This is a genomic window from Bradyrhizobium sp. CIAT3101 (assembly GCF_029714945.1).
Classification (GTDB): Bacteria; Pseudomonadota; Alphaproteobacteria; order Rhizobiales; family Xanthobacteraceae; genus Bradyrhizobium.
This window is the reverse complement of the sequence record NZ_CP121634.1, coordinates 9139390-9161305: the sequence shown is the minus strand read 5'-3', so window position 1 is coordinate 9161305 and position 21916 is coordinate 9139390. Positions and strand designations below refer to the sequence as shown.

Here is a 21916-nt window from a genome sequence, read left to right as displayed (position 1 = left end):
ACTCAAGGTTACGATAGTTCGGTCGCGGGCAGGGTGATGGTGAAAGTGGAGCCCTTGCCCGGGCCGTCGCTGTCGGCGGTTACGTCGCCGCCATGCATGTCGATAATACGCTTGACGATGGACAACCCAAGCCCCGTCGAGCTCTCACCTGCCGTCGGTTTTGCGGATAGCCGCTGGAACCGGCCGAACAGGCGGCCGAGATCCTCCGGCGACAGGCCGGCGCCCTCGTCGCTGACGCGGATGATGGTGTCGTTGCCCTCATGGGTGACCGCCACGGTGATCTTGCCGGCGATTGGCGAGTATTTGATGGCGTTGCTGATGAGGTTGTCGATCGCCTCGCGGATGCGGTCGGTGTCGCACATGGTGACGATATTGGCCGGCGCGGTGACGTGGATGGCCTGCTGCTTGTTGACGGCGAGCGGCTGGTTGGCCTCGGCGACCTCCTTCACCAGCGCCGCGACGTCGACCGGCTCGCGACGGATGGTGATGTCGAAGGCATCCGCCATGGCGTCCGAGATCAGGTGGTCGACCATCGTGGTCAGGCGCTTGGTGGCGTCGCGGATGTGATCGACCTGGGCGACCACGCCGTTCGACGAGGCGCCGGTCGAGATCAGCTCCTTCAGCATCTCGGTACGGCCGAGGATGACGCCGAGCGGGTTCTTCAGATCGTGCGCGACGGTACCCAGAATCTCGTTCTTGAAGCCGTTGGCGCGCTGCAGCCGCAGCCATTGCGCCGAGAGCCGCCGGTTGGCCTGCATCAGCGCGCGGGTGCGCTGGGCGACGCGGTCTTCCAGCTGGGTGTTGGCGTCCTGGAGCTGCTGGTAGAGGATGACGTTGTCGAACGCGATCGAGAGCCTGGAGGAGAAGATCTCGACCAGCGAGCGGTCGGTCTCGGACAGATCGCGCTCGGACTGCAGCAGCACCACGACCTCGCGGCCACTTCCGGTGCGCAGGTAGATCACGCTGCGATGGTCGGCGAATTCGTTCTTGCGGCGCTGGAAGGCGGCCTCGACCATCTCGCGCAGATCGGGGTCGAGCGCCTTCGACGAGGTCGTGCCGATGAAGCGGCTGTAGCAGCCGCTGCCCGCGAGCACCGAGAGCTCGGGATCGACGCCGCCATTGTCGCGCAGGACCAGTATACCGGCGCAGTCGACATTGAGCAGCGAGGCGAGCTGGGTCAGCACGCCCTCGGCGAGCCGCTGCATCGACTTGAAGTCGTACAGCGTGGAGGCGGCATCGATGATGATCTCGAGCCCGCGCCGGGTCTGCACCATGCGCTCGAGCTGCTGGTAGGAGCGCAGCGCCGCGGTCAGCGAGGTGAACAGCTTGTCGGCGGTGAGCTCGGTCTTGGCCTTGTAGTCGTTGATGTCGTACTGCACGATCACGCGCCGCTCCGGCGCCTGGCCCGGCTGGCCCGTGCGCAGGATGATACGCACGGTCTCGTTCTTGAGCACGTTGCGGATGTATTCGACCAGCTCGAGGCCGGCGACGTCGGTCTCCATGATGACGTCGAGCAGCACCGCGGCGATGTCGTTGTGCGCCGCCATCAGCTTGCGACCTTCCGCCGCGGAATGCGCGGAGAGGATCTCCAGGCCCTGGCCGTTGAGGGAGTAGTCGGACAGCGCGAAGCGGGTGCCATCATGCACGGCCGGATCGTCGTCGATGACGGCGATTTTCCATTTCCGGGCGTCCATATCCTCCGACGCGGTACCGGTGTCGTCGATCAGGTGGAGGACATCGTCCTGTTCGGCCATTGCGAAGTCCCGTCACTTTCTGTGCTTTGCGCGCCGCCCTTGGCGATCCGCGGCATGATAATCCGAAAAGTAGTACCTTGTCCCAGCTTGGATTCCAGCATCATCCGCCCGCCGAGCTGCTGGGTGACGAGGTTATAGACGATATGAAGCCCGAGTCCCGTGCCACCTTCATTGCGCCGGGTGGTAAAGAATGGGTCAAAGGCCTGGCGCTGCACGTCGGGGGTCATGCCGGCCCCGTCATCGGCGAAGATGATCTCGATGTCGTCGGCGCCGCGCGGCCGCGCCGAGATCGTGATGGTGCCGGCGCGCCCGTCGGCGAAGGCATGGTTGGCGGCGTTGAGGAACAGGTTGGTCAGGATCTGGCCATAGGAGCCGGGATAGCCATCCAGCAGCAGCCCCTCGGGCACGTCGACCTTGAGCGTGATCGGCGCGCGCTTCAGCACCGGGCGCAGGCTCGCGATGATCTGGTCGGTTGCTTCGCTCAATGAGAACTGCCGGCGCTCGGCATGGGAACGGTCGACCGCGACCTGCTTGAACGACTGGATCAGCTCGCCGGCGCGGGTGAGGTTGGCGACCAGCTGCTGCGAGGCGTCGCGCGAGGCCTGCACGAATTCCTCGAGCTGCGAGCGGCGCAGGCCGCCGTCGCCCCTGAGCTGGGCCTCGAAAATTTCGCTGCGCCGCGCAAAACTCGAGGCCACGGTCAGGCTGATGCCGATGGGGTTGTTGACCTCATGCGCGACGCCGGCGACGAGTCCGCCGAGCGCTGCGAGCCGCTCGGCGTCGATCAGATTCTGCTGCGCGGTGTTGAGCTCGAGCAGCGCGCTCTCGGCCTTTTCCTTGGATGCCCGCAGCTCGTCCTCGGTCTCGCGCTTGGCGATCGCATTCTCGCGGAACACCTCCACCGCGCGCGCCATGGCCCCGACCTCGTCGCGGGCCTTGGTGCCCTGCACCTCGCGGCCGAGATCGCCGAGCGTGATCGCGCGCATCGCGGTCATGATCTGCTGCAGTGGCAGCCGGATCGACAGCGCGATCAAGACGCCGGCGGAGAGGATGATGCCGAGGAAGATCACCGCGATCGACAGCACCCGTCGTGAAATGTCGGCCAGCGTGCGGTCAAACGTCTCCTGCGCCTTCTGCTCGCGCCGGCGCATTTTTGTCGAGAGATCGTCGATGGCGCCGATCGCCTCGGCCTGGCTGGCGTCGATGGTGTTGCGCAGCAATTCGGTGCGGTTGGTCAGTTGCTCGCTGAGTTTCGCAAAACCCTCGCGCAGCGCCATGGTGCGGGCCTCGAGCTTCTGCAGCGCCATGCGCTGCAAATCGTTGTCGGCGAGATCGATCATCACCGGAATGGTCTTCTCGATCGTCTCGGTGTTGCGGCGCGCATCGTCGGCGGCGCCCGGCGACAGCGACAGATAGTAGGAATTGGCCGCGACCAGCATCGCGGTGAAGGCCTCGCGCGACTTGCCGAGCGAGGGCCAGATCAGCGCGTCGCGATGGCCGGTGGCGCCCTCGATGATGGAATAGAGGCCCGCCATGTCCTTGGCCGGGCCCTGCACCTGCTCCTCATAGGTCCTGGCGATGGTCGCCTGCACGCTGCGCAGCTCGCCAAAGCCGTTGAGGAAACGGTCGGTGGTGCGCTCCAGCTCCTCGACCGAGCCTGCGAGCATCGGGTCCTTGGCGGCGCGGTCGGTCAGCGTGCCCAGCACGGCCTCGCGCAGCAGCAGGATCTCGGCGAACAGGTCCGGGCTCGGCTGGTTGATGTAGCGGTGGATCAGGTTCTGCAGCCGCCCGGTCTCGCTTTCCAGCAGCGCCAGGATCCGGTCGGATTCGCGCACCTGGCGGACGTCGTCCCAGGCCGAGCCCAAGACCTGCGCGCCGTTCCAGATCATCGCCACCAGCACGATCACCACGGCGGAGTTCAGCGCCGCGATCGACAGGATGCGCCAGCGGATCGGCACCGCCCGCAGCAGGCCGACCAGCCGCGCGCGCACCCGCCCGATCGGGCCGGGCGGCTTGTCGACGTGCTCGCTGTGTCCAAGTGCAGCCAATCCGGCTCACTCCACCTTGCGAATGCGTTCGATCAGCGCGGCCGCGGCGGGATCCTTCGCGGCCTTGGCGTACACCGGCGCCATCGCGTCCTCGAACGGCTTGCGGTCGATGTCCTTGACGACGGTGATGCCGGCGGCCTCGGCCTTGTGCTGCGACTGCTCCTCGAGGTCGCGCCACTTCTCGCGCATGAACTGGCTGGAGCGCAGCGCGGCCTCGCGGAAAATCCGCTGGTCGTCGGCCGACAGGCTGCGCCACGCCTTGAGCGAGATCACCAGCACCTCCGGGCTCATCGTGTGCTCGGTCAGGGTGTAGTAGCCGGCATATTTGTAATGGTCTGTCGTCACGAACGATGGCCAGTTGTTTTCGGCGCCGTCGATCAGATGGGTCGCGAGCCCCGTGAGCACCTGCCCGTAGGGCAATTCGACCGGCTCGGCGCCGAGCGAGCGGATCATCTGGCTCATCAACTCCGACTGCTGCACCCGGATCCGCAGGCCCTTGAGATCGGCGATGGTCTTCACCGGGCGGACGGCATTGTAGATCGAGCGCGCGCCGGAATCGTAGAAGGCGAGCCCGACGAAGCCGTAGGGCTCGAAGCTGCCCAAAATCTCGTTGCCGATCGGCCCGTCCAGCACCCTCTGCATGTGCTCGATGGACCGGAACAGGAACGGCATGGCGAGCACGTTCATCGCCGGAACGAAGTTGCCGATCAGGGCCACATTGGTCCGGTTGAGGTCGATCGCGCCCGCGCGGGTCTGCTCGATCGTCTCCTTCTCCTCGCCGAGCTGGCGGGAGTGAAACACCTTGACCTCGTGCCGCCCGCCGGTGCGCTCGGCGATCAGCGCGCCCATGTAGCGCAGCGCCTGGACGGTCGGATAATCCTCGGTCTGGGTGTCGGCGGCGCGGAATTCACGCGCTGCAGCCCCCGTCGCGCAGATCGCCAACAGAAGCGCGACGAAGATCACCCCGGCCCGAGAGAGTTCGGCACGGTTTAGCACTGGCACACTCAACCCCTCAGAGATGGAGTCTATGGCGGGACCAAAAGGTTCAATGCAATCTAGCAGATGGTAAAGGGAAGGCCATCCCGGGCCGCGCCCTCGGGCGATTGTGCGGCGCGGTCCGGCTTTATTCCCGGTTGAAACGCCGGGGACCGCGCCTTAAGCAGGGTATAGTCGCCTTTTGCCGCCTGATCCGGGAAGAGCCATCGTGACTTCATCATTGCGCTTTTTGCAGGTCGCCGCCGCCACTCTGGCCTTCGCCTTGAGCTGCGAGGCGCGCGCCGCCACCGACATCGCATGGTGGCACGCCATGTCGGGCGAGCTCGGCAAGCAGCTTGAAAAGCTCGCCACCGATTTCAACGCCTCGCAATCCGATTACCGCGTCGTGCCGACCTACAAGGGCAATTACACCGAGACGGTGACGGCCGCGATCTTCGCCTTCCGCTCGCGCAGCCAGCCCGCGATCGTGCAGGTCAACGAGGTCGCCACGGCGACCATGACCGCAGCCAAGGGCGCGATCTATCCGGTCTACAGCATGATGCGCGACATGGGCGAGCCGTTCTCGCTCAACGACTATCTTCCGGCCGTCTCCGGCTATTACACCGATGCGAGCGGCAATCTGCTGTCATTCCCGTTCAACTCGTCGACGCCGATCCTCTATTACAACAAGACCATGTTCCGCGACGCCGGGCTCGATCCGGAGACGCCGCCGAAGACGTGGCCCGAGCTCGGCGCCGCTGCAAAACGGCTGCGCGACCGCGGCGCCGTCTGCGGCTTCACCACGTCCTGGCCGTCCTGGATCCATGTCGAGAATCTGTCGGCGTTTCACAATCTGCCGCTGGCCACGCGTGCGAACGGCTTTGCCGGCCTCGATGCGGAATTGACCATCAACAATCCGGTCGTCGTGAAGCACATCGCCCAGCTCGCCGAATGGCAGAAGACAAAGCTGTTCGACTATAGCGGTCGCGGGCAATCGGCCGAGCCGCGCTTCCAGAACGGCGAATGCGGCATCTTCATCGGCTCCTCGGCGACGCGCGCCGACATCAGGGCGAATTCGAAATTCGAGATCGGCTACGGCATGATGCCGTATTGGCCCGACGTGAAGGGCGCGCCGCAGAATTCCATCATCGGCGGCGCCACGCTGTGGGTGCTGCGCGACCGGCCGCGCGAGGAATACAAGGGCGTGGCGCGGTTCTTCGCCTATCTGTCCCAGCCCGGCGTGCAGGCCGCCTGGCACCAGAACACCGGCTATCTGCCGATCACCCGCGCCGCCTTCGAGCTGACGCGCGCGCAAGGATTTTACGAGCGCAATCCCGGCTCGGCGATCTCGTTCGAGGAGATCACGCTGCATCCGCCGACCGAGAATTCCAAAGGCATCCGGCTCGGCTCCTTCAACCTGATCCGCGGCACGATCGAGGAGGAGCTGGAGCAGGCCTTTGGCGGCCAGAAGAGCGCGCAAGCCGCGCTCGATACCGCCGTCGAGCGCGGCAACAAGCTGCTGCGCCAGTTCGAGCGCGCCAGCCCGGATAGGTAGTCGCGGCCGGAGCTCGCGCCTCGTCCTTCGAGACGACCGCTTTGCGGTCTCCTCAGGATGAGGCTAAGCACCACCGTGGCCGCCGAGTCCGTTGCCGCGAACTCCACCCTCATCCTGAGGAGCCCGCGAAGCGGGCGTCTCGAAGGATCAGCCGCAGGGACATTGCCTTCGATGACACTGCCTCACTTCGCCGACGCGCAGACCTTTCGCGCCTGGCGCTCCCAGCCACAGCAATGGCTGCCGATCGCACTCGACATCGCGCGCGGCCACGGTGTCGACACCGGCGCGCCGCACGTGTTTTCGACCGGCACCAACCTCGTGGTCGGGCTCGGCGAGAAGCTGATCCTGAAAATCTTCCCGCCGCTGCTGCATGCGCAATTCGTTTCCGAGCGCGGTTCGCTGATGCAGCTTGCGGGCCGGCTTCATCTGCCGATCCCCGAGATCGTCGCGGAGGGGATGCGCGACGGCTGGCCCTATCTGATCATCACGCGCCTTTCCGGCACACTCGGCTCGGAGATCTGGCCCTCATTGCCCGAAGCGCAGAAGGAGCGCGTGCTGCGCCAGATCGGCGAGACCATCGCTGCCGTGCAGCGCGCGCCGCTCGGCCCGCTCGCGCAAATCGAGCCGCGCTGGAGCGACTTCATGGGCACGCAGATGCAGGGCTGCCGCGCGCGGCACACCCGTCTCGGCCTTGCGCCGAAATTCCTGGCCGGCCTCGACGATCTCCTGCGTGATGCCGCGACGCTGATTCCGATGGATGCGCCGCCGGTGATCCTGATCGGCGAATACATTCCGGAGAACTTCCTGCTCGCGTCCCGTAACGGCGACTGGTCGCTCGCCGGCCTGTTCGATTTCGGCGACGTCAGGGCGGGCTGGCGCGATTACGACCTGCTCGGCCCGAGCGCCTTCATGTCGGCGGGCCGGCCGGGGAGGGTGCGCAGCCTGCTCGAAGGTTTTGGCTACGAAAAGCCAGATTTCGCGCTCAAGCGCCGCCTGATGGCATTGATGCTGCTGCACCAGGCCAGCGACCTCAACAGCCACATCTGTATCGAAGGCTGGCAGCGGCAGGCGAATGATCTGATCGAGCTGCAGGAATTGATCTGGGCGGAGTGAGCGTGTTCGGCGTTGCAAGTGCGCGACGCAATCACCGCCGTCGTCCTGGACAAGTGGAGCGCCGATCCAGGACCCATTACCCCAGGGAGATGTTTTGCGAAGACTCGTCGTGACCCGCGGCGGGCCGCAACTTCTCCCTGGGGTGATGGGTCCTGGCTTTCGCCAGGACGACGGCGAGGTTAGATCTCGCTCATAAAATAAGCGATCGGCCACGATGGCCTTTTTATTAAGCAAATACATCTCTTTGTATGCAATGTATAAGACCCGAGCGTTATCGCTCCGTCGCTGATTTCTCGGATTTATTCGCGATATCAATGCATTAAAGCGCCGCTTACCTCTCGTTAAGGTCTGGCACGAACCTTGCGAATCCAGTTCCAACCAGAAACTTTTGAGTTGGAGCATCCTCATGAAGCGCCGCGATTTCCTCAAGTCCGTGTCCGGATTGGCCGCCGGCGCGGCGCTCCCCATAGCGCCGCAGGTCATCTCCTCGGCCTATGCCGACGCCCGCTCCGAGACGCTGCTGATCGTCTCGGAGGGCGGCCCGAACAATCTCGACATCCACGGCGTCGGCACCAACGTGCCCGGCTATGAAGTGTCCTGGAATTGTTACGACCGGCTGATCAGCCACGAGATGAAGACCGGTCCTGGCGGCGTGCCGTATTACGACCGCGACAAGTTCAAGGGCGAACTCGCCGAGGAGTTCAAGATCGACGACATGTCGGTCACCTTCAAGCTGCGCAAGAATGCCAAATTCCACGACGGCACGCCGGTCACCGCCAAGGACGTGAAATGGTCGCTCGACCGCGCCGTCAGCGTCGGCGGCTTCCCCACCTTCCAGATGAGCGCGGGCTCGCTGACCAAGCCGGAGCAGTTCGTCGTGATCGACGACACCACCGTGCGCGTCGACTTCCTGAAGAAGGACAAGCTGACGGTCCCCGATCTCGCTGTGATCGTGCCCTGCATCGTCAACTCCGAGCTGGTGAAGAAGAACGCGAGTGAGAAGGACCCCTGGGGCCTCGAGTTCACCAAGCAGCAGACCGCGGGCTCAGGCGCCTACAAGGTGACGAAGTGGACCGCCGGCACCGAAGTCGTCATGGAGCGCAACGAGGATTGGGTGTGCGGTCCGCTGCCGAAGATCAAGCGCGTGATCTGGCGCATGGTGCCGCAGGCCGGCAACCGCCGCGCGCTGCTGGAACGTGGTGACGCCGACATCTCCTACGAACTCCCGAACAAGGATTTCCAGGAGATGAAGGCCAACGGCAAGCTCAACGTGGTGTCGCTGCCGTTCTCCAACGGCATCCAATATATCGGCATGAACGTCACCAAGCCTCCGTTCGACAACCCGAAGGTCCGTCAGGCCGTCGCCTACGCGCTGCCCTATCAGAAGATCATGGATGCCGTGATGTTCGGGCTCGCGAACCCGATGTTCGGCGCACCTGCGGACAAGCCGACCGAAGTCGCCTGGCCGCAGCCGCATAAATTCAACACCGACATCGAGAAGGCGAAGGCGCTGATGGCGGAAGCCGGCCTCGCCGGCGGCTTCGAGACCACGATCTCGTTCGACCTGAATTTTGCCGGCGTCAACGAGCCGCTCTGCGTGCTGGTGCAGGAGAGCCTCGCCCAGATCGGCATCAAGACCACCATCAACAAGGTGCCCGGCGCCAACTGGCGCACCGAGTTGAACAAGAAGGAGATGCCGCTCTTCACCAACGTGTTCTCGGGCTGGCTCGATTATCCCGAGTACTTCTTCTACTGGTGCTATCACGGCAACAATTCCGTCTTCAACACCATGAGCTACAAGTCGGCGGAGATGGACAAGCTGATCGACGGCGCGCGCACCGCAGCCGCCACCGGCGACACCGCGACCTACGATGCCGACGTGAAAGGCTTCGTCGATCTCGCCTACACCGACATCCCGCGCATCCCGCTGTACCAGCCCTTCGTCAACGTCGCGATGCAGAAGAACATCTCGGGCTATCAGTACTGGTTCCACCGCCGCCTCGACTACCGCGCGATGGCGAAGGGGTGAGGGGATGCTGATCGTCGGCGACGCATCGGCATGTGTTGGGTTTCTTGATTCGAGTGAGGCAGCCACCGCTCTCTCACTCCCTCCCCCCTTGCGGGGGAGGGGCGGGGAGAGGGGTAGCCACAAACTCCGATCTCTCCCGCGGCCACCCCTCTTCCTAACCCTCCCCCGCAAGGGGGGAGGGGACCCAGCGGTGTGCGCGGCGCCAGCTCATTTCAACATCAGGAGCACCCCATGCTCACCATGATCGGCAAGCGCCTGATGTTCGCGATTCCCTCGCTGATCGGCGTCGTCATCGTCACCTTCCTGCTGACGCGGGCATTGCCCGGTGATCCCGCCGCGTACTTCGCCGGCCCCGCCGCGACCAAGGAAGCGGTCGAGCAGATCCGTAAAAAACTCGGCCTCGACAAGCCGCTGATCGAGCAGTTCTTCCGCTACACCAACGATCTCGCCCATGGCGATTTCGGCAATTCGCTGACGACTGGCCAGCCGGTCGCCGCCGAAATCCGCAGCCGCCTGCCGGCTTCCGCCGAGCTGACGCTGCTCGGTCTCATCGTCTCCATCGTCATCGCCATCCCGCTTGGCGTGCTCGCAGCAACGCGACCAGGGTCATGGATCGACCATCTCTGTCGCATCACGACGACAGCGGGCGTATCGCTGCCCGTGTTCTTCACCGGCCTCGTGCTGGTCTACGTCTTCTATTTCCGGCTCGGCTGGTCGCCCGCGCCGCTCGGCCGGCTCGACGTGTTCTACAGTGCGCCGCCGACGGTGACCGGCTTCTATCTGATCGACACGCTGATCGCGCGCGACTTCGAAGCATTCCGCTCGGCGCTGAGCCAGCTCATCCTGCCCGCGACCACGCTCGCGATCTTCTCGCTGGCGCCGATCGCGCGCATGACGCGCGCCTCGATGCTTGCGGTGCTCGCATCCGAATTCGTCCGCACCGCGCGCGCCAGCGGCCTGTCGCCGACCACCGTCATCGTCACTTACGCCTTTCGCAACGCGATGCTGCCCGTCATCACCACGCTCAGCATGGTGTTCTCCTTCCTGCTCGGGGCCAACGTGCTGGTCGAAAAAGTGTTCGCCTGGCCCGGCATCGGCTCCTACGCGGTGGAAGCGCTGATCTCGTCGGACTTCGCGCCGGTGCAGGGTTTTGTCCTCACCATGGCGGTGATGTACGTGCTTTTGAATCTCGTGATCGACATTCTCTACGGCGTGATCGATCCGCGTGTCAGGTTGGAGGGCTAGATCATGAGCTCCGTTGCGCCTGCTGTCGAACCCGCCGGGCCTGCGCGAACCTCGGGACTCGCCGCGATCCTCGAACAGACCCGCTATGTGCTTGGCGAGAACAAGGTCACGGGCTTTTCCTTCGCCCTGCTGATCGTCATTCTTCTGGCCGCAATCTTCGGTCCCTATGTGGTGCCGTATGATCCGCTGGCGTCCGACACCGCCGCGGCACTGAAACCGCCGTCGGCGGCGCATTGGTTCGGCACCGACCAATTGGGCCGCGACATCTTCAGTCGCGTCGTGGTGGCGACGCGGCTCGATACGTTCATCGCGGTCGCCTCCGTCGTGCTGGTGTTTTTGATGGGCGGTCTCGCCGGCATCGCGGCCGGCTATTTCGGCGGCTGGACCGATCGCATCGTCGGCCGCATCGCCGACACCATCATGGCGTTCCCGCTGTTCGTGCTGGCGATGGGCATCGTCGCAGCGCTCGGCAACACCGTGCAGAACATCATCCTGGCCACGGCCATCGTGAATTTCCCGCTCTATGCCCGCGTCGCGCGCGCCGAAGCCAACGTGCGCCGCAATGCCGGCTTCGTGCAGGCGGCGCGTCTCTCCGGCAACGGCGAGTTCCGCATCCTGCTGGTGCACATCCTGCCGAACATCATGCCGATCATGATCGTGCAGATGTCGCTGACCATGGGCTACGCGATTCTGAATGCCGCCGGCCTCTCCTTCATCGGCCTCGGCGTCCGGCCGCCCACCGCCGAATGGGGCATCATGGTCGCCGAGGGCGCGGGCTTCATGGTCTCGGGCGAATGGTGGATCGCGCTCTTCCCCGGCCTCGCCCTGATGATCGCCGTGTTCTGCTTCAACCTCCTCGGCGACGGCCTGCGCGACATCGTCGATCCGCAGCGGAGGACGTGATGGTGATCGTTTCCAAGTGCACCGCTGCGCTCCCTCCCCCCTTGCGGGGGAGGGTGGGGGAGAGGGGTCGCCCCGAGCGAGGTCTGAGTTCGTGGCTACCCCTCTCCCTGCCCCTCCCCCGCAAGGGGGGAGGGAATGCGAGAGCGTTGCCTCCCTTACTCCTAAAATTCCGCAATGATTCCAATCGCCGTTCTACTGTGCATGGGGTTGTTTTCGGCTTCTTGATTGACGCGAGGCCCGCATGACCGCCCAACCACTGCTCGACGTCCAGGATCTCACCGTCGAATTCACCACCCGCCGCGGCATCGTCAAAGCCGTGCAGCACGTCAACATCTCCGTCGCCAAAGGCGAGACGCTCGCCATCGTCGGGGAGTCCGGCTCCGGCAAGTCGGTGACGTCCTACGCGGTGATGCGCATCCTCGATCGCGCCGGCAAGATCGCCGAGGGCTCGGTGATGTTTTCCGGCATCGACGTCAAGGCCGCGTCTGAGGCCCAGATGCGCGATTTGCGCGGCCGCGAAGTCTCGATGATCTTTCAGAACCCGCGCGCGGCGCTGAACCCGATCCGTAAAGTCGGCGACCAGATCGAGGACGTGCTGCGCACGCATGTGCAGCAGGCTCAGGTCACGGATGGCGGCGAGAAGGCGATCGAGGCGCTGGAGCAGGTCAAGATCGCCCGCCCGCGCGAGCGCTATCACGCCTATCCGTTCGAACTGTCCGGCGGCATGTGCCAGCGCGTCGTCATCGCGCTCGCGCTCGCCTGCAATCCGCAGCTGCTGATCGCGGACGAGCCGACCACCGGTCTCGACGTCACCACGCAGAAGGCGGTGATGGACCTGATCGTCGAACTCACAAAACGCAAGGCGATGTCGACCATCCTGATCACCCACGATCTCGGTTTGGCGGCCGCCTATTGCGACCGCGTCGTCGTGATGGAAAAGGGCCGCGTCGTCGAGACCGCCAAGGCCGCCGATATTTTTGCGAACCCGCAGCACCCCTACACCAAGAAGCTGATGCGCGCGACGCCGCGGCTCGGTGTGTCGCTGCGGGATCTGCTGCCGGAAGAAGAAGGCGCCGCAGCGACGGAGTCTGCTCCCGCCGCCCCAGCTAGCGCGGAGCGCCGAAAGCCGCTCCTGCTCATCGAAAAGCTGGTCAAGGAATATCCCCGCCAGGGCGCCACCGCCACGCTTGGAAAACTGTTCGGCCGCAAGCCGCCCGTGGAGCCCGATGTGTTCCGCGCGGTCGACGGCATCAGCTTCTCGATCGGCCATGGCGAGAGCGTCGGCCTGGTCGGCGAATCCGGCTGCGGCAAATCGACCACGTCGATGATGGTGATGCGGCTCCTGGACCAGACCTCCGGCCTGATCCAGTTCGACGGCGAAGACATCGGCGGCATTCAGCCCGCCTCCTTCGCCCGCCTGCCGCAGCGCAGCCGCATCCAGATGGTGTTCCAGGATCCGACCGACAGCCTCAACCCGCGCTTCACCGCGGTGCGCGCCATCGCCGATCCGATCATGCAGCTCGGCGACATCAGGGGACGCGATGCGCTTCGCGCCCGCTGCGAGGAGCTGGCGACCATGGTCGGCCTGCCGCACAATTTGCTGGATCGTTTCCCGCACCAACTCTCCGGCGGCCAGAAGGCCCGCGTCGGTATCGCGCGGGCCATCGCGCTGCACCCCAAGCTCGTCATCCTGGACGAGCCGACTGCGGCGCTCGACGTCTCCGTGCAGGCGGTGGTGCTGAACCTGCTTCAGGACCTCAAGGCACGGCTAGGTATGAGCTATCTGTTCGTCTCGCATGATTTGAATGTAGTGCGCTTGTTGTGCGATCGTGTCATTGTGATGCGGACGGGGCGGATCGTCGAGGAAGTCTCTTCCGAGAAGGTTCTCAGCGATCCGCAGGACGACTACACCAAGGAGCTGCTGACGGCGATCCCGCATCCGCCGTTGCAGGTCCACTGAGAGTGCACTGAGAGACCGTTTGGGAGCGTGATGGCCGAGCCGCTGGACGATTATATCGACGCCGTATCGAAAGCGCTGGCGCTGCCGGTCGAGGAGGCCTGGCGGCCCGCGGTGCGCGCCAATCTCGAAGTGTCGCTGCGGCTCGCCCGCCTCGTCGACGAATTCGCGCTGCCGGACGAGACCGAGCCGGCGCCGATCTTCACGGCCTGATGCTGTCATGACCACCAAGCCAGAGATGACTGCGGCCGAGATCGCAAGTGCGGTTGCCGGCGGCAAGATGACCGCGCTCGATGCCACGGAAGCGGCGCTCGCGCGCATCAAGCAGCACGACACGATCCTCAATTCCTTCACCGACGTCACCGCCGATCGCGCCCGTGCGAAAGCGCGCGCGATCGATGCCGATATCGCGGCCGGCAAGACCGTCGGTCCGCTCGCCGGCGTGCCCTTTGCGGTGAAGAACCTCTTTGACGTCGCGGGCCTGCCTACGCGCGCCGGCTCGAAGATCAATCGCGACCTCGCGCCATCCAAGCGCGACGCCGCGCTGATCGAGCGCATGGAAGCGGCCGGTGCCGTGCTGGTCGGCGCGCTCAACATGGGCGAATACGCCTACGATTTTACGGGCGAGAACGTCCATGACGGTCCCTCGCGCAATCCGCACGACACCACGCGGATGACCGGTGGCTCGTCGGGTGGCTCCGGCAGCGCCGTCGGCGGCGCGCTGGTGCCGATCGCGCTCGGCTCGGACACCAATGGCTCGATCCGCGTGCCGTCCTCGTTCTGCGGCATCTTCGGCCTGAAGCCGACCTATGGCCGGCTGTCGCGTGCGCGCTCCTTCCCGTTCGTCGCGAGCCTCGATCATCTCGGCCCGTTCGCACGTTCCGTCACCGATCTCGCGCTCGCCTATGACGCGATGCAGGGCCCGGATGCCGACGACGGCGCCTGCACGACGCGCGGGCTGGAGCCGACACTGCCGTTGCTCGCCAATCCGGTCTCGGATTTGCGCATCGCGATTGCCGGCGGCCACTTTCAGAGGAACGTGTTTCCGGAAGCCGTCGAAGCCGTCAGCCGCGTCGCCAAAGCACTCGGCGCGACCAAGGTGGTCGACGTGCCTGAAGCCTCCCGCGCCCGCGCAGCGGCCTACGTCATCACGACCACCGAAGGCGCCTCGCTGCATCTCGATCGCCTGCGCAAACGCCCGAACGATTTCGATCCGGCCGTGCGCGACCGGCTGATCGCCGGCGCCATGGTGCCGGCGCCGCTGGTCGACCGCGCGCAAAAGTTCCGCCGCTGGTACCGCACGCAATTCGCCGAGATCTTCAAGACCGTCGACGTGCTGATCGCGCCGGCAACGCCCTGCACGGCACCAAAACTCGGTCAGGTGAACTTTACCCTCGACGGCGTCGAGCTGCCGGTGCGCGCCAATATCGGCATCCACACCCAGCCGATCTCGTTCATCGGCCTGCCGGTGGTCGCAGTGCCCGTGCCGCTCGAGCCGCTGCCGATCGGGGTGCAGATCATTGCTGCGCCCTGGCGCGAGGACATCGCGTTGCGCGTTGCGCACGCATTGGAGAAGATGGGCGTGGTCGCCGCGCCGTCGCCAAGGGGACTTTGAGAGGAATTTGAGATGGAGATCGATCTCCCCGACGTGATCGCGGAAGTCAAAGCCGCGTTCGAACGCTATGAGCAGGCCCTCGTCACCAACGACGTCGCCGTGCTCGGCGAATTGTTCCGCAACGACCCCCGCACGCTGCGCTACGGCATCGGCGAGAACCTCTACGGCTATGAGGCGATCTCCGGATTCCGTGCCGGCCGCTCGCCAGTCGGCCTTAATCGCCGCACCGCGAAGACGGTGATCTCCAGCTACGGCCGCGATACGGCTGTCGCCTCCACCCTGTTCTATCGCGACACGGCTCCCGGCAAGGTCGGCCGGCAGATGCAGACCTGGATTCGCTTCCCGGAGGGCTGGCGCGTCGTCGCCGCCCATGTCAGCATCATCGACGAGTCGAAAGAGACCTGACCGTATGACGCTTGACGATTTTCCGCCCGGAACACTGCCGGCCGAGCCGGTCGTGCCGCGCGTCGACCGTGCCTCGCCATCGCTGCAGAAGGTCACGCGCGCCGAGGAACTGCGTCTTCAGTTGGCCGACGAGATCGTGCGGGGAACTCTCGCGCCCGGCGCTCCGCTGGACGAGACCGACATCGCGCGGCGCTTCAGCGTCTCGCGCACTCCGGTGCGCGAAGCGCTGCGGCAGCTGGTCGCGAGCGGCCTGGTCGAGGCACGTCCTCATCGCGGCGCAGTGGTCGCGCAGCCGTCGATCGAGCGTCTGACCAGCATGTTCGAGGCGATGGCGGAGCTGGAGGCGCTGTGCGCCGGCCTCGCCGCGGAGCGGATGTCGGCCGCCGAGCGTCATGGACTCGAAGCCATCCACGAGGAGCTCCGCGTCCTCAGCTACGCCGGCAATCCCGATCGCTTCCACGAGGTCAACGAGCGTTTTCATAACGCGATCTATGCCGGATCGCAGAACGGTTACATCGCCGAGATCACGCTAGCGACACGGGTGCGCGTGCAACCATTCCGCCGCGCCCAGTTCCGCAATCTCGGCCGTCTCGCCAAGTCGCAAGCCGAGCACGACCGCGTCGTGGTCGCCATCATGCGCGGCGACAAACAGGGTGCTGCGGCCGCGATGCGCGCACATATCGAGCTGGTGCGCGGGGAGTACGAGATTTACGCGGTCTCGGTGTAGCTCCGCGCAATTGGTGCCGTAGGGTGGGCAAAGGCGCAAAGCGCCGTGCCCACGATCTTCTTCATGATGGACGGAATGGTGGGCACGCTTCCGCCTTCGCTCTTCGAGCTACGGCGGACAAGCCGCTTTGCCCACCCTACGAGACTTATGTTGTCGCGGCTTCCTTCATATACGCGCGCCAGCCGCCATACGCCGTGATATCCCGCGCCTCGCCAAGCACTTCCGGCTCGACGAGAAAGCCCTTCAGGCTGCGGCCATCGGCGAGCCGGATCGTCCCGATCGCCATCGGCGCAGGGATCGCATTGACGAACTTGCCGAAGTCGGACGACGACAGCGACCAGATCTCCAGCTCAATGGACGCGCCCTTGCCAGCTTCGACGCGCAGCAGGCCCGGCTTCGGCGGCGTGGTCTTCAGCGCATAGAGCTTGTAGTCCGGCGCGGTCTTGGTCGCCTCGATCAGCCTTGCATTCAGCGCCTTCAATTCGCCGTTCAGCGCCATGCCGGAGAGATGTGCGCCGACCACCGCGATCGGAATCTCGTCACCGCTGTTTGCGGGAAGCGCCGCAAGCGGTGCCTGCGCCACGCTCTTCGCACCAATTGTCAACTTCGTATCGGCATGGAAGACGCGGCCGATGCTCGCAAGCATCGCATCGCGACCGGCGGGCGCCAGCATCGTGATGCCGAACGGAATGCCGTCCGCGCGCATCGCCGCCGGGATGGCGAGACCGCAGAGGTCGAGCAGGTTGACGAAATTGGTGTAGGTGCCGAGCCGGCTGTTGAGCTCGATCGGATTGGCCAGCACCTGCGCGGTCGTATAGGCCGTCGGTGCCGTGGGCAGCACCAGCGCGTCGATATTGGCAAAGGTGCGCTCGGCGATCTTGCGCAGGCCCTGCAGGCGGTAGAGTGCGGAGAAGGTCTCCGCTGCCGTGAGCCGCGCGCCGGCTGCAGTGATCTCGCGCGTGACCGGATGAATCGAATCGGGCGCGGACGCCAGCAGGTTCTTAATCACGAGATAGCGCTCGGCGACCCAGGGTCCCTCATAAAGCAGCCGCGCCGTCTCGTAGAACGGCTCGAGGTCGAACTCGACCAGCGTAGCACCGAGCGCGGTCCAGCGCTTCAGCGCATCGGCGTAGGCCACCTCCGATTTCTTGTCGCCGAAGAAGATCAGTTGCCCGTTACGCGGCACGCCGAGGCGCACATTCGTCGGGAGCGGCGTGAGCGGGCCCAGCGGCCGGTCGCGCGAGAACGGATCGGCCTGATCGGGACCCGTCATCACGGAAAGGGCGAGGGCGGCATCGTCGACCGTCAAAGCAAATACCGAGATGCAGTCGAGCGTACGGCACGCCGGCACGAGACCCGCGGTCGAGATCATGCCGAGGCTCGGCTTCAACCCGACGATGTTGTTGAGCATCGCCGGCACGCGGCCACTCCCGGCCGTGTCGGTGCCGAGTGACAGCGGCACGAGGCCTGCGCCGACCGCCACGGCGGAGCCGGAACTCGATCCGCCCGGAATGAGATCCTCACGGATCGCATTTTTGGGAATGCCATAGGGCGAACGCACGCCGACGAGGCCGGTCGCGAACTGGTCGAGATTGGTCTTGCCGATGATGATGGCGCCGGCAGCGCGCAGCCGCTCCACTGCGGTCGAGTCATGGGTCGGCGTAAAGGAGAAAGCCGGGCAGGCCGCCGTGGTCGGAAAGCCCAACGCGTCGATATTGTCCTTCACGGCGACCGGCACGCCATAGAGCGGCAGGCTGGCGGCGTCCTTCGCGGCAAGCTTTTCGACCTCCGCGATCGCGTCCTTCTCGTCGCGCAGGCTGATGAAGATCGCGGGATCGTTGTGGTCGCGAATCCGCTGATAGGTCCGCACGACTGTCTGCGCCGGCGTCATCGTGCCCGCGCGATGCGCGGCCACGATTTCGGCGATCGTTTCAGGCTGCTCAGCCCCCATGGTGACAAAACTCCGGCAACAGGTCTTACCCGGATTGAAGCAAGCGATATGCCATTGTGTACATTATCCGGGCAGCGCGGTCGCCCCGGATAATATCGTGAGATCATAGACTTGAGGGATCCGTTGGCTAGTGAGCAGGCTGCGGTCGTTACGCCCTGTTCCGGGCATTTGCTCAAATCGTGTGCAGTCTGGGATCAGGTGAAGTCAGCCAGGATCCGGAGCAGCCGCTCCCGGTTGGCCTTGCCGAGCTTCTCCTCGACGTGCCGCTCGTGCTCGGCGGCGAGCCGCTTGAATTTGGCCAGCGCCGTCTCGCCCTGGCCGGTGAGATGCAGCGCGTGCGAGCGCCGGTCCTCTTTCGACTTGATCCGCTTCACCAGCTTGCGCTGCTCGAGGCTGTCGAGCAGGTGCACCAGCCGGGCGCGCTCGATGCCGAGGCGCTTTGCCACCGCCATCTGCGACAGGCCGGGATTGGCGCCGATCACCGTCAGCACCGAATATTGCGTCGGGCGGATGTCGACATCGCCGAGCGTCTTGATGAAATCCTGAAAGATCCAGATCTGGAAGCGCCGCACCGCGTAGCCGGCGTGGCCGACCAGCGCGTCCAGTCCGATCTCGTCCGCGTCGATCCGCCGCGCCGCGCCATTGCCGGTGCGTTTGCGGGGGGAAGTCTGGGCTGCGCTGGCTGTCACATTGCATCTCCTGCCGCACGACCTTAGCGCCTCGATGGCTTCAGCGGAAGATTGTTGTTGACGACAACAATTGTCCCGCCCAACATTATCGTCAAAGCGGCCCGGAACGAGGCTGCGGCCGATCCCTGATAGGGGCGAGGAGGAAACGATGATTTCAGCCGCACACGGTGACGCTTCGGGCCTGTTCGCAGCACCAAAGACCGTCGCCGAGCATCGTGCCGACGGCAGCATCGTGCTGCGCTCGGGCGAACCCTTGCGCGATTGCGCGCGCTGCGTCGGCGACTGGCTGGAGCATTTTGCGCGGCAGACGCCGGATACGATCTTCCTTGCCGAGCGTGACGGCGCCGATGCGCCCTGGGCCATCGTGACCTACGCGGGTGCTTTGCGCCGCGTACGCGCCGCGGCGTCGTGGATTTTGGCGCAGGGGCTCAGTGCGGAGCGCCCCGTCGTCATTCTCTCGGACAACAGCATCGATCACGCGCTGCTTGCACTCGCGGCCCAGCATGTCGGTGTGCCCTCGGCCGCGATCTCGCCGGCCTATTCGCTGATGTCCAGGGATTTTGACAAACTGAAGAGCATGATCGCGCTGCTTGAGCCCGGTGCGATCTACGTTTCCGCAACCAAGCCGTTTGCTGCCGCGCTCGCCGCGATCAAACCGCTGCATACGGCACAGATCATCAGTGGCAATGCCGGTGACGCCGATGCGCTTGCCTTCCGCGCCATCGCGGCAACGCCGGAAATTCCCGGCGTGACAAAGGCCTTCGCCGCCGTGACGCCCGACACGATCGCGAAATTCCTGTTCACCTCGGGCTCGACCGGCACGCCAAAGGCCGTCATCAACACCCAGCGCATGCTGACCTCCAGCCAGCAAGCCAAGGCGCAGACCTGGACATTCCTCGAGCAAGGTCGAGGCGACCTCGTCATTCTCGACTGGCTGCCCTGGAGCCATACCTTCGGCGCCAATCACAATTTCAATCTGGTGCTGCGCAACGGCGGCTCGCTCTATATCGACGGCGGCAAGCCTGCGCCCGGATTGTTTGCGACGTCGCTTGCGAACCTGAAAAGCGTGATGCCGACGGTCTATTTCAACGTGCCGCGCGGCTTTGACATGCTGATTACGGCGCTGCGCGGCGATGAGGAACTGCGCCGCCGCTTCTTCGGCGAGGTGAAGTTCGCCTTCTATGCCGGTGCGGCATTGCCGCAGAATCTGTGGGACGCGCTGGAGGAGCTTTCGATCAAGACGGTTGGTCATGCGATGCCGATGGTCTCGGCCTGGGGCTCGACCGAAACCTCGCCGCTGGCGACCGATTGCCATTTCCTTGCCGAGCGTTCCGGTAATATCGGCGTGCCGATTCCCGGTACCGAGCTGAAGCTCGTTGCCTCCGGCGACAAGCTGGAGGTGCGGGTCCGCGGCCCCAACGTCACGCCGGGCTATTGGAAGGCACCGGAGTTGACCAGGCAGGCCTTCGATGAAGACGGCTTCTATCTCATCGGCGACGCCGTGAAGCTTGCCGATACCGATCGGCCGGAGCGCGGCCTGTTCTTCGATGGCCGTGTTGCGGAAGACTTCAAGCTCAACTCGGGCACCTGGGTCAGCGTCGGCACGCTGCGCGTCGCCGGGATCGCCGCGCTTGCGCCGCTCGCGCAGGATATCGTCGTGACCGGTCATGGCGGCGACGAGGTGCGGTTTCTGGTGTTCCCGAACATGGTCGCCTGTCGCGCGCATGCCGGTTTGCCGGAGACGGCCGGCGCGAATGACGTGCTGGCGCACGACAAGGTCAGGACGGCCATCAAGCAGGGGCTCTCAAAACTGAAACAGCAGGGCGCCAATTCCTCCGGCCACGCCACGCGCGCGCTGCTGCTCGCCGAGCCGCCGTCGGTCGATGGCGGCGAGATCACCGACAAGGGCTACATCAACCAGCGCGCGGTTTTGACGCGCCGTGCCGATGCCGTGGCGCGGTTGAATGATGAGGCGTCGGATGAGTGGGTTGGGCTGTAGCTGAGCCCGCGCTGCTCTTAACCTCTCCCCGCTTGCGGGGAGAGGTCGGATCGCTCTTGCGATCCGGGTGAGGGGGTACAGGTCCAGCGACACTCGCGTGCGCGGAGAGAGGCCCCTCACCCCAACCCTCTCCCCGTAAGAACGGGGAGAGGAGAAGCGGAAGCGGCTTTCTCCAAATACGCCAGCCATTCTGCCGCATTATCCTGCATGATTCTTTTGTTGCCTAAGCAACTAATTTATGCGAACCGTTCCGGACAAGGATGACGGCGGGTCGAACCGCTGCGCCTGTTCCTGGAGGAAACTATGCTCGGCAGAATGGGTGCCGCGGGCAAACGCCAGCGTATGCCCGTGAGTGACGCGGGATCGCGCCCGGCGCGTGTCCTGTCAGGCCTCGGTGCCGCCCGTCACCGCGCCAAGATTCTCGTGCAATCGGCGCAGCAGGTCGATCAGGACCTCGCGCTCGTCCTTGTTCAGGCAGGACAGCAGACGCCGCTCCCGCTCGAACGCCGCGACGATCACCTTGTCATGGGTGGTGCGGCCCTTCGCGGTCAGCGAGATCGAATGGGTGCGGCCGTCATTCGGGTCGGTGCGGATCGACACATGCCCGCGCTTCTCCAGGCCGGCGAGCGTGCGGCTGACCGGGCCCTTGTCGAAGCCGATGACGTGGCAGATGCGCGAGGCGGGAATGCCGGGCTCGATCGCCAGCAGCGACATGATCCGCCACTCCGTGACGTTGACGCCGAACTGCCGCTGATAGAACGCGGTCGCGCTGTTCGAGAGCTTGTTGGCGATAAAGGTGATGAACGCCGGGACGTAACGATCGAGATCGAGCGTCGGCCCGGTTTCAGCGGGCGCAGGCTTTTGGCGGGATCTGGTCGAAGGCGGCATATCGGGAATCTGTCTCGCGGCGTGCCCGAAGACCTAAGGGCAAGCGCCGCCCTTTCACAAGAT

17 protein-coding genes are annotated in these 21916 nt (G+C 65.0%); 11 read left to right on the top strand and 6 right to left on the bottom strand.

What is annotated here, in order from left to right:
• Nucleotides 1–8: 8 nt before the first annotated feature.
• The 3 genes from QA645_RS42420 to QA645_RS42410 are packed head-to-tail and all read right to left on the bottom strand — an operon-like array spanning nt 9 to nt 4804.
• Entirely contained in the window at nt 9–1754 is a 1746-nt protein-coding gene (locus QA645_RS42420; protein WP_283047078.1) for a DUF3369 domain-containing protein, read from the bottom strand.
• On the bottom strand, nt 1724–3802 hold the full coding sequence (locus QA645_RS42415) for an ATP-binding protein (RefSeq protein WP_283047076.1): 2079 nt from the start codon (nt 3800–3802) through the stop codon (nt 1724–1726). The genes QA645_RS42420 and QA645_RS42415 overlap by 31 nt, the downstream gene beginning before the upstream one ends.
• A gap of 6 nt (nt 3803–3808) precedes the next feature.
• Entirely contained in the window at nt 3809–4804 is a 996-nt protein-coding gene (locus QA645_RS42410; protein ID WP_283047074.1) for a TRAP transporter substrate-binding protein, read from the bottom strand.
• 202 nt (nt 4805–5006) lie between these two features.
• On the opposite strand from QA645_RS42410, the gene ugpB reads away from it, so the two are divergent.
• The 10 genes from ugpB (at nt 5007) to QA645_RS42360 (ending at nt 16326) form a co-directional block, all read left to right on the top strand.
• Nucleotides 5007–6332, top strand: a complete 1326-nt coding sequence (gene ugpB, locus QA645_RS42405; RefSeq protein ID WP_254196003.1) for a sn-glycerol-3-phosphate ABC transporter substrate-binding protein UgpB — start codon at nt 5007–5009, stop codon at nt 6330–6332.
• 171 nt (nt 6333–6503) lie between these two features.
• Entirely contained in the window at nt 6504–7445 is a 942-nt protein-coding gene (locus tag QA645_RS42400) for an aminoglycoside 3'-phosphotransferase/choline kinase family protein (RefSeq protein WP_283047071.1), read from the top strand.
• 406 nt (nt 7446–7851) lie between these two features.
• Complete coding sequence (locus QA645_RS42395) at nt 7852–9474, top strand: ABC transporter substrate-binding protein (protein WP_283047070.1); 1623 nt, start codon at nt 7852–7854, stop codon at nt 9472–9474.
• A gap of 231 nt (nt 9475–9705) precedes the next feature.
• The gene (locus QA645_RS42390) at nt 9706–10719 is read left to right on the top strand and encodes an ABC transporter permease (protein ID WP_254135000.1); all 1014 of its coding nucleotides are present in this window, start codon (nt 9706–9708) and stop codon (nt 10717–10719) included.
• Between the two features lie 3 nt (nt 10720–10722).
• Nucleotides 10723–11622, top strand: a complete 900-nt coding sequence (locus QA645_RS42385) for an ABC transporter permease (RefSeq protein WP_283047067.1) — start codon at nt 10723–10725, stop codon at nt 11620–11622.
• Between the two features lie 241 nt (nt 11623–11863).
• Nucleotides 11864–13582, top strand: coding sequence for an ABC transporter ATP-binding protein (locus QA645_RS42380; protein WP_283047065.1), 1719 nt, complete (start codon nt 11864–11866; stop codon nt 13580–13582).
• Between the two features lie 30 nt (nt 13583–13612).
• Complete coding sequence (locus tag QA645_RS42375; RefSeq protein WP_018316853.1) at nt 13613–13792, top strand: DUF4089 domain-containing protein; 180 nt, start codon at nt 13613–13615, stop codon at nt 13790–13792.
• 7 nt (nt 13793–13799) lie between these two features.
• Complete coding sequence (locus QA645_RS42370) at nt 13800–15194, top strand: AtzE family amidohydrolase (RefSeq protein WP_283047061.1); 1395 nt, start codon at nt 13800–13802, stop codon at nt 15192–15194.
• A gap of 12 nt (nt 15195–15206) precedes the next feature.
• Complete coding sequence (gene hpxZ / locus QA645_RS42365) at nt 15207–15599, top strand: oxalurate catabolism protein HpxZ (protein WP_194478450.1); 393 nt, start codon at nt 15207–15209, stop codon at nt 15597–15599.
• 4 nt (nt 15600–15603) lie between these two features.
• Entirely contained in the window at nt 15604–16326 is a 723-nt protein-coding gene (locus QA645_RS42360) for a GntR family transcriptional regulator (protein ID WP_283047057.1), read from the top strand.
• A 145-nt stretch (nt 16327–16471) separates the two neighbouring features.
• Here QA645_RS42360 and atzF read toward each other — a convergent pair whose 3' ends face one another.
• Together atzF and QA645_RS42350 are read right to left on the bottom strand one after the other, a co-directional pair.
• Complete coding sequence (gene atzF, locus QA645_RS42355; RefSeq protein WP_283047055.1) at nt 16472–18277, bottom strand: allophanate hydrolase; 1806 nt, start codon at nt 18275–18277, stop codon at nt 16472–16474.
• 194 nt (nt 18278–18471) lie between these two features.
• Nucleotides 18472–18966, bottom strand: a complete 495-nt coding sequence (locus QA645_RS42350) for a MarR family winged helix-turn-helix transcriptional regulator (protein WP_254134993.1) — start codon at nt 18964–18966, stop codon at nt 18472–18474.
• 148 nt (nt 18967–19114) lie between these two features.
• Between QA645_RS42350 and QA645_RS42345 the strand changes: the two genes are divergently transcribed.
• Nucleotides 19115–20965: a feruloyl-CoA synthase gene (locus tag QA645_RS42345; RefSeq protein ID WP_283047054.1), complete on the top strand. Its 1851-nt coding sequence runs from the start codon at nt 19115–19117 to the stop codon at nt 20963–20965.
• 384 nt (nt 20966–21349) lie between these two features.
• On the opposite strand, the gene QA645_RS42340 is transcribed toward QA645_RS42345, so the two are convergent.
• Nucleotides 21350–21853, bottom strand: coding sequence for a MarR family winged helix-turn-helix transcriptional regulator (locus QA645_RS42340; RefSeq protein WP_254134991.1), 504 nt, complete (start codon nt 21851–21853; stop codon nt 21350–21352).
• Nucleotides 21854–21916 lie beyond the last annotated feature (63 nt).

Coding starts and splice junctions, on each gene's coding strand:
- atzF (WP_283047055.1), bottom strand. CDS start 18,277: ATGGGGGCTGAGCAGCCTGAAACGATCGCCGAAATCGTGGCCGCGCAT.
- QA645_RS42385 (WP_283047067.1), top strand. CDS start 10,723: ATGAGCTCCGTTGCGCCTGCTGTCGAACCCGCCGGGCCTGCGCGAACC.
- QA645_RS42420 (WP_283047078.1), bottom strand. CDS start 1,754: ATGGCCGAACAGGACGATGTCCTCCACCTGATCGACGACACCGGTACC.
- QA645_RS42345 (WP_283047054.1), top strand. CDS start 19,115: ATGATTTCAGCCGCACACGGTGACGCTTCGGGCCTGTTCGCAGCACCA.
- QA645_RS42360 (WP_283047057.1), top strand. CDS start 15,604: ATGACGCTTGACGATTTTCCGCCCGGAACACTGCCGGCCGAGCCGGTC.
- QA645_RS42390 (WP_254135000.1), top strand. CDS start 9,706: ATGCTCACCATGATCGGCAAGCGCCTGATGTTCGCGATTCCCTCGCTG.
- QA645_RS42375 (WP_018316853.1), top strand. CDS start 13,613: ATGGCCGAGCCGCTGGACGATTATATCGACGCCGTATCGAAAGCGCTG.
- QA645_RS42370 (WP_283047061.1), top strand. CDS start 13,800: ATGACCACCAAGCCAGAGATGACTGCGGCCGAGATCGCAAGTGCGGTT.
- hpxZ (WP_194478450.1), top strand. CDS start 15,207: ATGGAGATCGATCTCCCCGACGTGATCGCGGAAGTCAAAGCCGCGTTC.
- QA645_RS42400 (WP_283047071.1), top strand. CDS start 6,504: ATGACACTGCCTCACTTCGCCGACGCGCAGACCTTTCGCGCCTGGCGC.
- QA645_RS42340 (WP_254134991.1), bottom strand. CDS start 21,853: ATGCCGCCTTCGACCAGATCCCGCCAAAAGCCTGCGCCCGCTGAAACC.
- QA645_RS42395 (WP_283047070.1), top strand. CDS start 7,852: ATGAAGCGCCGCGATTTCCTCAAGTCCGTGTCCGGATTGGCCGCCGGC.
- QA645_RS42380 (WP_283047065.1), top strand. CDS start 11,864: ATGACCGCCCAACCACTGCTCGACGTCCAGGATCTCACCGTCGAATTC.